Annotated in this window: 13 protein-coding genes and 1 tRNA gene; 9 read left to right on the top strand and 5 right to left on the bottom strand. The window is 56.1% G+C overall.

The window, feature by feature from the left end:
* Nucleotides 1-2: 2 nt before the first annotated feature.
* Nucleotides 3-1,100, bottom strand: coding sequence for a cyclic nucleotide-binding domain-containing protein (locus BUC26_RS17745; RefSeq protein ID WP_073378186.1), 1,098 nt, complete (start codon nt 1,098-1,100; stop codon nt 3-5).
* 476 nt (nt 1,101-1,576) lie between these two features.
* On the opposite strand from BUC26_RS17745, the gene rpsT reads away from it, so the two are divergent.
* The 6 genes from rpsT to BUC26_RS17715 all read left to right on the top strand — a co-directional run bounded on the left by rpsT (nt 1,577) and on the right by BUC26_RS17715 (nt 6,737).
* A complete protein-coding gene (gene rpsT, locus BUC26_RS17740) occupies nt 1,577-1,849 on the top strand; it encodes a 30S ribosomal protein S20 (RefSeq protein ID WP_073378184.1) in 273 nt (90 codons plus the stop codon).
* 177 nt (nt 1,850-2,026) lie between these two features.
* A complete protein-coding gene (gene trpE, locus BUC26_RS17735) occupies nt 2,027-3,526 on the top strand; it encodes an anthranilate synthase component I (protein WP_084540750.1) in 1,500 nt (499 codons plus the stop codon).
* 3 nt (nt 3,527-3,529) lie between these two features.
* Entirely contained in the window at nt 3,530-4,138 is a 609-nt protein-coding gene (locus BUC26_RS17730) for an anthranilate synthase component II (RefSeq protein WP_073378182.1), read from the top strand.
* Nucleotides 4,139-4,175: 37 nt separating this feature from the next.
* Nucleotides 4,176-5,213: an anthranilate phosphoribosyltransferase gene (gene trpD / locus BUC26_RS17725; RefSeq protein WP_073378180.1), complete on the top strand. Its 1,038-nt coding sequence runs from the start codon at nt 4,176-4,178 to the stop codon at nt 5,211-5,213.
* 34 nt (nt 5,214-5,247) lie between these two features.
* Nucleotides 5,248-6,039 (top strand): indole-3-glycerol phosphate synthase TrpC, encoded by a 792-nt coding sequence (trpC, locus tag BUC26_RS17720; RefSeq protein ID WP_073378179.1) that lies wholly within the window; start codon nt 5,248-5,250, stop codon nt 6,037-6,039.
* 5 nt (nt 6,040-6,044) lie between these two features.
* Complete coding sequence (locus tag BUC26_RS17715; protein ID WP_073378177.1) at nt 6,045-6,737, top strand: phosphoribosylanthranilate isomerase; 693 nt, start codon at nt 6,045-6,047, stop codon at nt 6,735-6,737.
* Here BUC26_RS17715 and BUC26_RS17710 read toward each other — a convergent pair.
* The 3 genes from BUC26_RS17710 to BUC26_RS17700 all read right to left on the bottom strand — a co-directional run bounded on the left by BUC26_RS17710 (nt 6,734) and on the right by BUC26_RS17700 (nt 9,780).
* Nucleotides 6,734-7,492 carry a septal ring lytic transglycosylase RlpA family protein gene (locus BUC26_RS17710; RefSeq protein ID WP_161949878.1) on the bottom strand — a complete coding sequence of 253 codons (759 nt, stop codon included), beginning with the start codon at nt 7,490-7,492 and terminating at the stop codon, nt 6,734-6,736. The genes BUC26_RS17715 and BUC26_RS17710 overlap by 4 nt on opposite strands.
* 156 nt (nt 7,493-7,648) lie before the next feature.
* Nucleotides 7,649-9,166 (bottom strand): hypothetical protein, encoded by a 1,518-nt coding sequence (locus BUC26_RS17705; protein ID WP_073378173.1) that lies wholly within the window; start codon nt 9,164-9,166, stop codon nt 7,649-7,651.
* The gene (locus tag BUC26_RS17700; RefSeq protein ID WP_161949877.1) at nt 9,163-9,780 is read right to left on the bottom strand and encodes a TorD/DmsD family molecular chaperone; all 618 of its coding nucleotides are present in this window, start codon (nt 9,778-9,780) and stop codon (nt 9,163-9,165) included. The genes BUC26_RS17705 and BUC26_RS17700 overlap by 4 nt, the downstream gene beginning before the upstream one ends.
* Before the next feature lie 245 nt (nt 9,781-10,025).
* On the opposite strand from BUC26_RS17700, the gene BUC26_RS17695 reads away from it, so the two are divergent.
* Nucleotides 10,026-10,101 (top strand) — tRNA-Thr (locus BUC26_RS17695).
* 343 nt (nt 10,102-10,444) lie between these two features.
* Nucleotides 10,445-10,855 carry a carbohydrate binding domain-containing protein gene (locus BUC26_RS17690; RefSeq protein WP_073378169.1) on the top strand — a complete coding sequence of 137 codons (411 nt, stop codon included), beginning with the start codon at nt 10,445-10,447 and terminating at the stop codon, nt 10,853-10,855.
* Nucleotides 10,856-11,102: 247 nt separating this feature from the next.
* Here the strand turns inward: BUC26_RS17690 and BUC26_RS24210 are convergent, their stop codons facing one another.
* Nucleotides 11,103-11,444 carry a transposase gene (locus BUC26_RS24210; protein WP_279626311.1) on the bottom strand — a complete coding sequence of 114 codons (342 nt, stop codon included), beginning with the start codon at nt 11,442-11,444 and terminating at the stop codon, nt 11,103-11,105.
* A gap of 24 nt (nt 11,445-11,468) precedes the next feature.
* On the opposite strand from BUC26_RS24210, the gene BUC26_RS24205 reads away from it, so the two are divergent.
* Complete coding sequence (locus BUC26_RS24205; RefSeq protein WP_244155896.1) at nt 11,469-11,624, top strand: hypothetical protein; 156 nt, start codon at nt 11,469-11,471, stop codon at nt 11,622-11,624.
* Nucleotides 11,625-12,131: the final 507 nt, after the last annotated feature.

Below are 12,131 nucleotides of genomic sequence, written 5' to 3'. Positions count from 1 at the left end.
CGTCAATTGGCGACTTTGCTTCTGATCTCGTCGATGCGACGCATCCCTTCCATCAGTAATTTCATGAAATAACCGATTTCCGGAATCTCGAAATCTCCCGGAGGGATACCCGGCGTGAAACAGAAACGTCCCTGGTGTTCTTTGAGGATCTCGTAGAAGGCGGCTTCTCCGGAAAACGTGTCGTATTTTGCCTTGATCAGACTTCCCTGGCGAAAGGAGAAACGAGCCGTGCCGCGAGGCAATTCGCTGATGGTCAGGATGCCGGTCTTGTTGTTCATGTTCAGCGTCTGAAAAAGCGCCTCGGCCGGGATTTCGGTCAGATTGCCGATCATTCCCGAAGACAGATCTTCACTACGGATCATATTGGCTTTGTTCAGCCGACTGGCCATCAGACGGGAGAAATAGAGTTGGACAGAGGGGAAATGATCGAGGATTTTTTTGAAATTTGTCTGGTCGATATAGAGAATCGACGTGTCTTCCCGGACCTGGATGGTGGCGCTGACCTTGTCGTTGCAGATCAGGCTCATCTCTCCAAAGACATCACCTTTGCCCAGTTTGGAGATGGTGATGCCCGCCTCGTTGATGACGTTGACACTGCCGGTGACGATAATGTAAAAGTTACCGCCGATGTCGCCTTTGCGTAAAACGATGGCGTCTTTTTTGTAGGAGGTGAGCCGGAAGAACCGGACCACTTTGTCGAGACTCTGGTTGTCGATATTCTTAAAGAAAGCGAAATCACTGAACAGGTGCATCATTGAGCCGATCTCGTTGGCGTTGGGCGGCTGCTCCGAGGCGACCAGGCGGTGTTCGCTGCTGTGTTCAAGTTTGATGGAACCGGTGCAACCGCTGCAGGAGACCAGGCAGACCGGGATCTTGTCACCGCGTTCGTATTGAATAACGATTCTAGTGAGGTCGCCGGTTAGAATCTTGCAGATCTTCTTTTTGGCCGGTGAGTGGATGACCGAGGTGGTGATAAAGGAATTTTCTTCGCCGCTGTTCATCGAAATAGCGACACCGGTAACGCTGAACTCGTCCCCATACTGATAGAGTGGGCAGCGTCTGTTCTCGATAAGGCGAAAAAGAATTCTTGGAAACCCCATGATAATAACCGTCGGTTGGACATACGGGAACCTTGAAAAATTGGCATTTCGTCCAATCTCATCGTTGTGCAATCAAATTTTATCCTGGCAATATCTGTATATACCTGCGGTAAAATTTTCTTGCACGCCTCGATCTTGAACGAAATTCCGGATTTTTAAAGCTCTCCATGAGTGTCGCAGTTTGGCAACATAAACGCAAGAATTGGCACCCGGTGTCAGGGGCACTGATACCGTGAGCGTATCTCACACGATCCTGAACTGTCAAATAGAAAGCCGGCCGGCGACGTGTCGGCGCCATGCTTGAAAATTCGGGCCAGTTTTATTATAGTTATTGACTTGCGACTGGTAGTGCATTAAATATACCAGTCTTTTCATCATACCGGGTTATGCCCGAAACAACGTCAATGCCCCGTCAACCGATTGTTTTCGGGACGGCGGTCGAATAGCAGACAGGATTTAACAGGAGGAAGTAATTCGTGGCAAATCATAAATCAGCGGAAAAGAGGACTCGTCAGTCCCAGGTTCGTCGTATGCGCAACCGGACCAATCGTTCCAAAATGAAGACGGCCATCAAAGGTCTGAGCCAGGCTATCGAGGCCGGGTCGGTGGAAGAGGCCAAGACTGCTCTTGCTGCAGCAGTACCGGTCATCGCCAAAACCGCATCGAAGGGGACGATTCACAAGAAAAACGCCTCGCGCAAGATCTCCCGGCTTACCAAACGGGTCAACAATATGGAGACCGGCGCCTGATTCGTTTCGCGTCGGTAACCGCCCGCATCCTGTTGGCGCGGTTGAAAGAGATGACCGCCGGGCCATGTTCATGGACCCGGCGGTTTTTTTTTGCCCCCAATTGGTGCGTAACCGTACGGATATGGTATCTTCCACGCAGCGAGTGACTCCCCGTTGGTTCCTCTTGAGACAGATCAGATGAAATCGATACCGATTGTTCCGGAGAGCGGTGAGTTTTGCCGTCGAGCCGGTGAAAAGCGGATGATCCCGCTGAGTGCGACGATTATCGCCGATCTCGATACACCGTTGACCCTGTTTTGCAAGATCTTCGGTGACCGGGAAGAGGTTTTCCTCTTTGAGAGTATGGAGGGCGGCGAAAAGTGGGGCCGTTATTCATTCATCGGTTTCGAGCCGCTGGCCCTTTTCAGTTCACGGGACCATCGGGTGACGATGCACGGACCGGCAGTCGCGGCCAGCCGTGAGGAAGAGATTGACAACCCGCTCATCGCCTTGCGCACTCTGCTCGCCGACATGGACGCCTACGTCGACCCGGAACTGCCCAGATTCTGCGGCGGAGCCGTCGGCTTTCTCGGGTACGACACCGTCCGTTTCCTGGAAGAGTTGCCCGACTCCCATGAACCACTCGATCTGCCCGACTCATCCTTTATGGTTCCGGGAGTCGTCCTGGTCCACGATAACGTTCGCCAGACGGTAACCATTGTCTGCTGGGCGGATACCCGCGAACAAGCGGATCTGTCCCGGTGCTACCAGGATACGGCAGAGCGGCTGCAGGGCATCGTCGCTTTGCTGCAGGCCGCAGTTCCCGAAGCGGTGCTTGCCAAACGGGGCAATGCGTCGGCGGTACACGATTTTCATTCCAATATGGAGCCGGAGCGGTTTTGGTCCATGGTCGAGCTGGCCAAAGAGTATATCCTGGCCGGCGATATCTTCCAGGTTGTTTTGTCCCAGCGCTTCCATACTCAGACTGATCTGCCCGCCCTTTCTATTTATCGGGCGTTGCGTCATATTAATCCGAGCCCCTATCTCTTTTTCCTGAAATTCGGCGAGTTGATCCAGATCGGCTCATCACCGGAGATCCTCGTCCGCAAGGAAGGCGATACCATCGAATTGCGACCGATAGCCGGTACCCGGCAACGGGGCCGGACGGCGGCGGAAGACGCCGCATTGGAACAAGAGCTGCTGGCTGATCCGAAGGAGCGGGCCGAGCACCTGATGCTCGTCGATCTCGGCCGCAACGATGTCGGCAGGATCGCTCGAGGCGGCAGTGTCGAGGTCCGGGATCTGCTGACCGTGGAACGGTACAGCCATGTAATGCATATCGTGTCCGGAGTACATGGCGCCATCGCTGACGGACGGGATCAATTCGACGTGGTTGCCGCTTGCTTCCCGGCCGGTACGGTGAGTGGCGCCCCGAAAATCCGGGCCATGGAGATCATCGAGGAGCTGGAGCCGCAGCGGCGCGGCCCCTATGCCGGAGCCATCGGTTATTTCGGGTTTTCCGGCTCAATGGATTTCTGCATCGCCATCAGGACCTTTGTCATGCACGGCCGTGATCTCTATATTCAGGCCGGTGCCGGCATCGTCGCCGACTCTGATCCGCACCGGGAATTCGAAGAAACCGTCAACAAATCAATGGGCTTGCGTCGCGCCGTCGAACTGGCGGAGAAGAGGTTCTAAGCGATGATCGTCATTATCGACAACTACGATTCGTTCACCTATAACATCGTTCAAACCATTGCCGACCTGGTCCGTGATGACGAGCAGCCGGAGGAGGTCCGTGTCGTCCGCAACGACAAGATCACCTTGGATGAGCTTGAGCGACTGGCGCCGCGTCGGTTGATCATCTCGCCCGGGCCCTGCACGCCAAAAGAAGCGGGCATCTCGATCTCGGTCATCACCCGCTTCGCCGGTTCGATCCCGATCCTTGGTATCTGCCTTGGTCATCAGGCGATCGGCGATGCCTTCGGCGGCGAGGTGGTGCGGGCCGAACGGATCATGCATGGGAAAACAAGCCCGATCTTCCATGACGGTCGCGGTGTTTTTACCGGGCTGCCCAACCCGTTCGACGGCATGCGCTATCATTCGCTCGTCGTTAGAGACCAAGGGGTGCCGGAATGCCTGGAGGTCAGTGCCCGTACCGATCAGCAGGAGATGATGGGGCTGCGTCACCGGACACAGGCCGTTGAAGGCGTCCAGTTCCACCCGGAATCGATCATGACGCCGGACGGTCGATATCTGCTGCACAATTTTCTTGACGACAGCTACCCGGCGCTGCTCGGTCACCGCTGAAAGGCCGGCCGACCGCGCCGCAGAGCAAGGAGATGCGATGAACATCAAGGAAGCGATAAGCCGGGTTGTCGGTCATGGCGATCTGAGTGAAGAACAGATGTACCGGATCATGACCGACATCATGAGCGGGGTGGCTACGCCGGTGCAGATCGCCGCGTTTTTGACCGGCCTGCGCATGAAAGGCGAGACCGTCGACGAGATTGCCGGAGCCGTCCGGGTTATGCGGGAAAAAGCCACTCGGGTCGACACCGGTGTCGATTTCGAGGCTGGCGGTGTCGTTATCGATACCTGCGGTACCGGCGGCGATTGCTCCGGTACCTTCAACGTGTCGACCACCTCGGCGTTTGTTGTCGCCGGCTGCGGTTTCACCGTTGCCAAGCACGGTAATCGTTCGGTATCAAGTTCGTGCGGATCGGCCGACGTGCTCGAGGCGGCCGGTGTCAAGTTGGACCTGACGGCAGAGCAGGTCAGCGATTGCATCAAGCAGGCGGGGATCGGTTTTCTTTTTGCTCCGGCCCTCCATGGGGCGATGAAATACGCCATCGGTCCGCGCCGCGAGATCGGTATCAGGACCATTTTCAATATTCTCGGGCCACTGACCAATCCGGCCGGAGCCAACGTTCAGGTCCTTGGCGTATTTGCTGCGGAGCTGACCGAGCAACTGGCGCTAGTTCTCGGTAAACTTGGTTCCAAACGGGCCTTGGTCGTGCATGGCGAGGGCAACCTCGACGAGTTGACGATCACCGGCACAACGATGATCTCCGAACTCAAGGACGGCATTGTCACCAGCTATCGGATCACGCCTGAGGAAGTCGGCTTGACCCGGGCGCCGCTTGAAACCCTGCAGGGCGGTCGGGACAGTAACGAATCGGCACTGCTGATGAAAGATATTCTCGCCGGTACGGCCGGCCCGCGGCGTGATATGATTTTGCTCAACAGCGGCGCCGCTTTGTTGGCTGCCGGTGGCGTCGACGATCTGTCGGCCGGTATTGCCGCCGCCGCGGAATGTATAGATTCCGGCAGAGCCCTTCGCAAACTCCAGGAACTGGTGGAGCTGAGCAACAGCTTTGCCTAAGACCCATCGTCTGGCACCACCACATGGAGAGTCGATGATTCTCGATCGTATTGTAGCAAGAAAGACAGAAGAGGTCGCCGACCTGTATCGCACCGGTATTGTCGTGCCGCCGCCGCATCATCAGCGGCAGGTGGATGCACCCCGGGGGTTCCGCACGGCGTTGCTCGATTATGACGGGGTGGCGGTCATTGCCGAAGTGAAAAAGGCATCGCCGTCCAAAGGGGTGATCTGCGCTGATTTCGATCCGGTCCGCACCGCGGTCGATTACCGGAAACAGGGGGCGCAGGCCTTGTCGGTACTGACCGACGTCGACTTCTTTCAGGGAAGCCTGCTCTATCTGCTGCAGGTTCGTGAGGCGGTTGATCTGCCGGTATTGCGCAAAGATTTCCTCATCGACCGCCTGCAGATCGATCAGGCGCGCGCCCATGGCGCCGATGCCGTCCTGCTCATCGCAGCCATCCTGGAGGTGGAGCAGATCGCCGAATTCAGGCAGTATGCGGCGAGTCTCGGCATGGACAGCCTGGTCGAGGTGCACGATGAACGAGAGGTCGAGATTGCGCTGGCGGCCGGTGCTGATCTGATTGGCATCAATAACCGCAATCTCAACGACTTCAGCGTCGATATCGCTACCACCTTTCGCCTGCAGCAGCTGATTCCGCCGGAGATTCCGGTTGTCTCCGAATCCGGTCTGAAGACGGCGGGCGATCTGGCGGCGCTGGCCCGCGCCGGGGTGAGTGGTGCGTTGATCGGCGAGAGTTTGATGCGGGCCGGAACCGGGAGTAACCTGCTCAGTGAACTGCGGGGCGGCGGCGACCGGAATCGGTGAGAGGGATGCAGCGAATCCGGATCAAGATGTGCGGTACGACCAGGGAGGAAGATGCCCGGGCGGCGATTGCCGCCGGCGTCGACGGGCTCGGCTTTATCTTCGTCGCCGCCAGCCCGCGCCAGGTGACACCGGACCAGGCGGCGAAACTGATCGAGACGCTGCCGCCGTTCATTGCCCGGGTCGGCGTTTTTCGTGACGCGGACGAAGAAGAAATCAAATACCTGGTCGATTATTGCGGGTTGACCCAGGTTCAACTGCACGGCAACGAGACGCCGGCATTCTGCCGGCGACTGCGCTCCTGGCGCCGGGGGCTATCGGTCAGCAAGGCGGTGCGCATTGGTCCCGCCGCCGAGCTCGTCGATTTCCAGGCCTTTCATGATGCGGTCGACAGCATCATGCTCGACACCTACGTCAGGGGAGCGGCCGGCGGTACCGGACGAAGTTTCGACTGGTCGGTTGTGCCGTCACTGGGAATATCCAGGCCGATCATCCTAGCCGGTGGCCTGCACGCCGGTAACGTAGTGGCGGCCATCGAGGCCGTGCGTCCCTATGCCATCGACATCAATTCCGGGGTTGAAGCAGCCCCGGGCCGCAAAGACCACGCCCTACTGCACCAATTGGTGACCACCGTTCGTCGTCTTGAGCAGTTCGCCGGTGCGCTGCGCAGCAGCGAAAATTCGACGGACCCGCCGGTTTAACGGGCGATTACAAAGGCGTTGCGATAGCCGCGTTTTTCCAGGATTGATCGGGCCTGTTCGGCACCCTGCAAGGTTCTGCCGACATAGACGTGGACCCGATAGTAGGCGCTTTGCTTTTCCTCGTATTTCTGGATCAACGTCTTGTGCCCGGCCTGGAGGAAGCGATTCTGCAGACGCAGCGCATTATCGGTATTGGCAAACGAACCGATCTGCACGTAGAAATCGCCGGTATAAAATTGCTGAGCCATCTCCATCATCTGCGACTCGCTTTTCTCACCGTCAGACAGTGCGCTGATCCTGACGTGCGCGGTCCCCTTACCGACGATATTGAGCCGTTTGGCGGCCTGATAGCTCAAGTCGATAATCCGCCCTTTGACGAAGGGTCCGCGATCGTTGACGCGAACGATGATCTCCTGATTGTTTTCCAGATTCTGTACGAGCAGAACGGTGTTCATCGGCAAGGTCTTATGGGCGGCCGTCATGCCGTGCATGTCGTACGTTTCGCCGTTGGAAGTCGGGCGTCCATGGAAATCGTCACCGTACCAGGAAGCGATCCCGGTCTGATTAAAGCCGTAGGCCGATGGAATAGGATAGTAGGTATGACTGTTGATGCGATAAGGGCGCTGCGTCGGGTGCAGCGAGGTGGTTCCCCCGATCGAGGCCGCAGGGAAGCAGGACAGAATGGTGATCACCAGCAGGCAAATGGTGCTGGCGATACCTGAGAAAAGCCTGCCGTCCGCTGGATTTACGAGCACGAGCATCCTGTTGTTGAAAAGAGGTGAGTGCGCCGGCCATCAAAGCGCCGATAGTGGACGCAGCATCCCTGACGTTCTCCCGGCGCGACCGGCACCTTTTCGAGTTGTGTTGGGTTTTTAAAATAATTCACGGACTGATTCAATCGTTTTCGGTGCTTATTCGGCAGGCAGTGATAATTCACGGATCTGGAAACGCCGCAACCGTTCTTCGTAGAACAAGCCGGCCGGACCAACGGTGTGGGGAGCGTAGGGGCGCAGCAGATGGCTGTCCGGTCGCGGGCGGAGATTGTCGAAGCGGACTGTTTCATTTCCATCGATCCAGGAAAGGCGCAGGTCGAGGATCGGCCGGGCCGGAGAGATCCGGCCGTCGTCGTCCCTGGCGAAAAGGGGTTCTTCCCAGCGTCGCTCCAGATACCCCTTGAGCCAGACGCCGGGCAGGTCTTCGCCGGTGAACTTGTCGGTCATAACGGGGTCCAACCAGGCGCCGTCAAAATCGATATGACTCTCGATGATCGTTTTGACTTCGGAGCTGCCGTCGACGCTGAGACGGAAAAAATCATAAAAATCGTCATGATCGATGCGCACCAGGTGTGTCGTTCCGTCGTTGAACGTCCAGCGGGCATGGCAGGCCAGGCACACGGCCGTATCCCGGTAGGCTGCGTGGGCCGGGTGACGCAACTGGGGGACCGGAAAGCTGCGAGTGGTTGCAGCAGAAATGAAAACCGGACCGTCGGCGGTATCGGTAATGCCGGCCGGTGGTAGCGTCTCTTTACGTTTCCTGTCGTGACAAGCCGAGCACGTCGGCCCGGCCGCCACTCCCATGACCTGGTCCTGGCCGTGACAATCGATACAGACCATGCCGGCCTGCCGGTGGGCGTCCGCTTCCAGTTGATGGAACTCAACGCCGTAGGGGGCCACGACATCATCGACCGCCAGGTAGGGAGTCCGGTATTCGCGGTTAAAATCGTGTTCGTAACGGCCGTAATAATCAAAACCGACATGGTTGCCGTAATGACAGGACAGACAAGCGTCGTCGGCGGGGTGCCCGCGGAAAAGATGCCGGCCCGCTTCGGCCTGATGCGGTGCTAGGTGACAGGCGGCACAGCCGAGTCCTCGGTCGATCGCCGGAAACGTATCGCCACGCGTATAGACGTGGCAGCGCAGGCAGCGTCGACGCAGCAGATCATCGACCAGTTCCGTCTCGCTGCCCGGCTGTGCCGCGGCGGTAATCTGCAGGGCAGACTCAGGAGAGGACGGGGAGCCAAACGCCGCCCGGACTGCCGAGATGTGACCGATCAGTGTATAGTGGCCATTGGCGGCGACCATCTCGACCTGCTCCCGGTGACAACTACCGCACACCTGATCGGCCTGGTCGGGATGAGCCGGAGCCGCTACCAGGCCAAGGTGTGCCTCTTCGAGCCCTAACGCCTCGCCATTGCCGCCATGACAGGATGTACAATCGAGCCGGTGATGTTTGTCCAAGTCCAGATTATGGCAGGAGAGACATCCGGCGAAGGAGGAGACCGTGTCGGCCTCCTCCTTCTGCTGTTCTGGTTCTTCCGAACAGCCGGATAGCAGAAGTACTAGGATGGAGGCAGCCAGCGCAAAAAGGAGCGATGTCGGCGGCCAGCACCGCAACGACGCTCCGTTCTTGTTGTATACTGTTTCCATCATGCCAGAAAGTGCTGTTCAAGTTCCAGGTATCCACCGGTAAAGCTGATGCAGTCGCGGTAGAAAGCGGCGGAGTAGTTTATCCGTGCAGCGTCTTCGAGTAGTTTGACAAACGGAACGAGAAAGTCGGTGACCAGAAGCGCCTGAGCGGATCTTGTGTCGAAACCGTCTTTTTCGTCCCGAATCAAGGTTGCCAGAAAATCCAGGAGCACTACCAGCGAATCCTCCCCATCGTCTGTCGGTGCATAGGTTCTGCCTCCCGAGTCGGCGAGAAATGCTCTCACCTCAGACCGGGTATCCAGGTAGATGATTCCATCGAGATGGGCGGACGCTGCCAGGCTGAGCGCTCCGTTACGGTAATTGTCGCTGAATAAACGAGTAAACTCGTGTTGCAGATCCTGCAGACGATCGATAGAGAGATGGTGTTTGATGAGCTGCACCGCCTCGTCGAGGCGGGGACTGATACTGGTGTCCGCCAGTGCGTAAAAAATCCCGCGCCAGCGACTTAACCGTTCGGCATCCGGCGGTTCTGCGAAGAAAGACTTGTTCAGATCGATGAACCGCAACCGAACCCTGATGATGTCTTTGTCATTCCAGCTATGGTATGCTTTCGTCAAAAGCAACCCCTTTTCCTGTAATCTTCAGACCAGGTGTTTTTGCCGGTTACCGCTTCAGTCATTTGAGGAAGCAGCGAGACGTGATATCGAGAGCCCCGGCGGGCACAGCCCCGGATACAAAACGGGTTCCATTGTAGCAGATCGGGGAGCAAGATTCACTGTCCATCGACCATTGAAACCGTTGAGGTCCAGGGATTGATATTGAATTTTAGTTTTGATCCTGCTATAAACACCGTCAATCAAACGCCACCGTAGCTCAGTTGGTAGAGCAGTTGATTCGTAATCATCAGGTCAGCGGTTCGACTCCGCTCGGTGGCTCCAGGAAAATCAAGGGCTTACAGCTTCGGTTGTAAGCCCTTTTTTCTTGGTATGTAAAAAATATGTAAAAAAAGGCAGCCCCCTTTCGGAAGCCACCCCGATCCGCGTGGTGGTTGTGGGTTACTTGCCACATTCCATCAAAGATTTCTGAAGCGTCAGCGAGCCTGAAAGAAATTCCGGAAAACAGGAATTAATTTTCCGGAAAAGCGATTAGTTATTATACTTACAATGTGGCTAATCCCATAGAATTCCGCTATCTCGTTGAAAAATGATCTTATTGATGGCTTAAAATTTACAACATGTGTTAGGGAAACTCATCAATTCATTCAGAACATGGGGGGAGGGGATGAATAAAAAAGATTTCGCTTTTGCCGCTGTGTTGACGCTGACGATGACACTGGCAGCTGGAGCCAATGCTCTGCCTTTTCAAAACGGTAGCTTCGAAGATCCGGGTATTGGGTCAGGGAATTTCCTAAACCTGAACAACACCCCCACACAAAGATGTTATATCACCGGTTGGGAAGTCTTTTACGGTGATATTGATTATGCATATGCATGGTCTGCTTCTGACGGAGATTATAGCATTGACTTGAATGGTACAACAGCTGGTGGCATTTATATGAAACTGCTTTCTACCACGACGCCCATGGCAGAGTCACATTCTGCTGCGGCACATAGTAGAATCCTTAACTTCACATTCCACCCTCTTGATTGTCGTGGCTGGACGATGGGGGTACTCTCAGTTGCATATCCGTAGTCTCTTGCGAGCTGACAATTCGTTGTGCCGGTGTCCAGCCGGTCATGTTAGATCCCGCGCTCTTTCGCTTCAGTTTTTTTTGCGACCTCGTGACAATCTTGATTTTCTTCTCGACAGTGCCGCCCCAAGGGTAGCTAAGTCGTCGCCGGTACCAACTCGAATCCCAGGCTTTTGCCTGCTATTTGAGGATGCTGAGCCCCGTGTGTTTCCTGCTCTTCAGATAATCTTCTCCAACCTCCCGGTACCGTTAACCATATTTGATCATATGAAACATTACCTTGGCCAACCGATGTGCGATAGCCACGATCGCCTTCTTGGCACCGCGCCGCGATTTCAGGCGATAATACTTGTCCTTGAAGTAACTCCCCTTGGTTTTGACGGTTGCCCAGGCTACTTCCACCAGGATCGTTTTGAACGGATGTTTTTGGACCGCTGTCTTCCCGCTTCTTCGCTTACCCGCGCTCTCATTATTGCCCGGGCATAACCCCGCCCAGTTGGCAAACAAAGCGGCATCAGCAAAGCTGTCCAGCCGGTAACCAACCTCGCTGATGATCATCTGGGCGTTCCGTGGACCAACTCCGGGAACCACTGTCAAACGGTCGAGCAGCGCTTCGTGCTTCTCTATGAGTTGGTGCAGGCGATCCGAGATAATACCGATCTCGCTCTCCAGGATGCTGATTATCCGCAGCAACGAGCACAGCTGAAAACGATGATGATCCTCAAAACATCCCTGGATGCTGCGATGCAACTCCCCGGCCTTTGCACGTAGGCGGCCACAGGCAAGGTTGGTTATTATCTCCTCGGAAAAACCGGGCGCTGACTCATCGCACAACTACTCGATCAGACGCCGGCCAGTGGTACCAAACAGGTCGGAAACCACCGAAGCAATCTTGATATTGGCGGTCTCAAAGAGCTTCTGCACCCGTTTCTTGCAATCGCTCAACGACTCGGTAATCTTCCGGCGTTGACGAGTTGTTGCTTTTCACAATAAATGAACATCGTTTTCCTGATTATTTTGACAGCGTTGTCTGATTATTTTGCTGCTGCCCCCCCGGCCGGCGTCGCTGAAGCGCCGGCCAAGGGGCAAGCCGAGTACTGATGGGCAGTTCGTTTATCAGATCAGAACGGCACGTCCCGTTCCTGCTCGGGATCTTCGATCAGATGACCATCCTGGTCGGCGGCCATGAGTCGGCACTGATCTCTGACGAGTGCCCCAAGGTATTCGGTCAGTTCGAGTAGTTCGGAGAGGAAGTGGATAGTTTGTTCGGCTTTCATT

Source organism: Desulfofustis glycolicus DSM 9705 (assembly GCF_900130015.1).
In the GTDB taxonomy this organism is placed as follows: domain Bacteria; phylum Desulfobacterota; class Desulfobulbia; order Desulfobulbales; family Desulfocapsaceae; genus Desulfofustis; species Desulfofustis glycolicus.
Note: the sequence above shows the minus strand (reverse complement) of the source record. Positions and strands in the feature narration are given on the sequence as shown.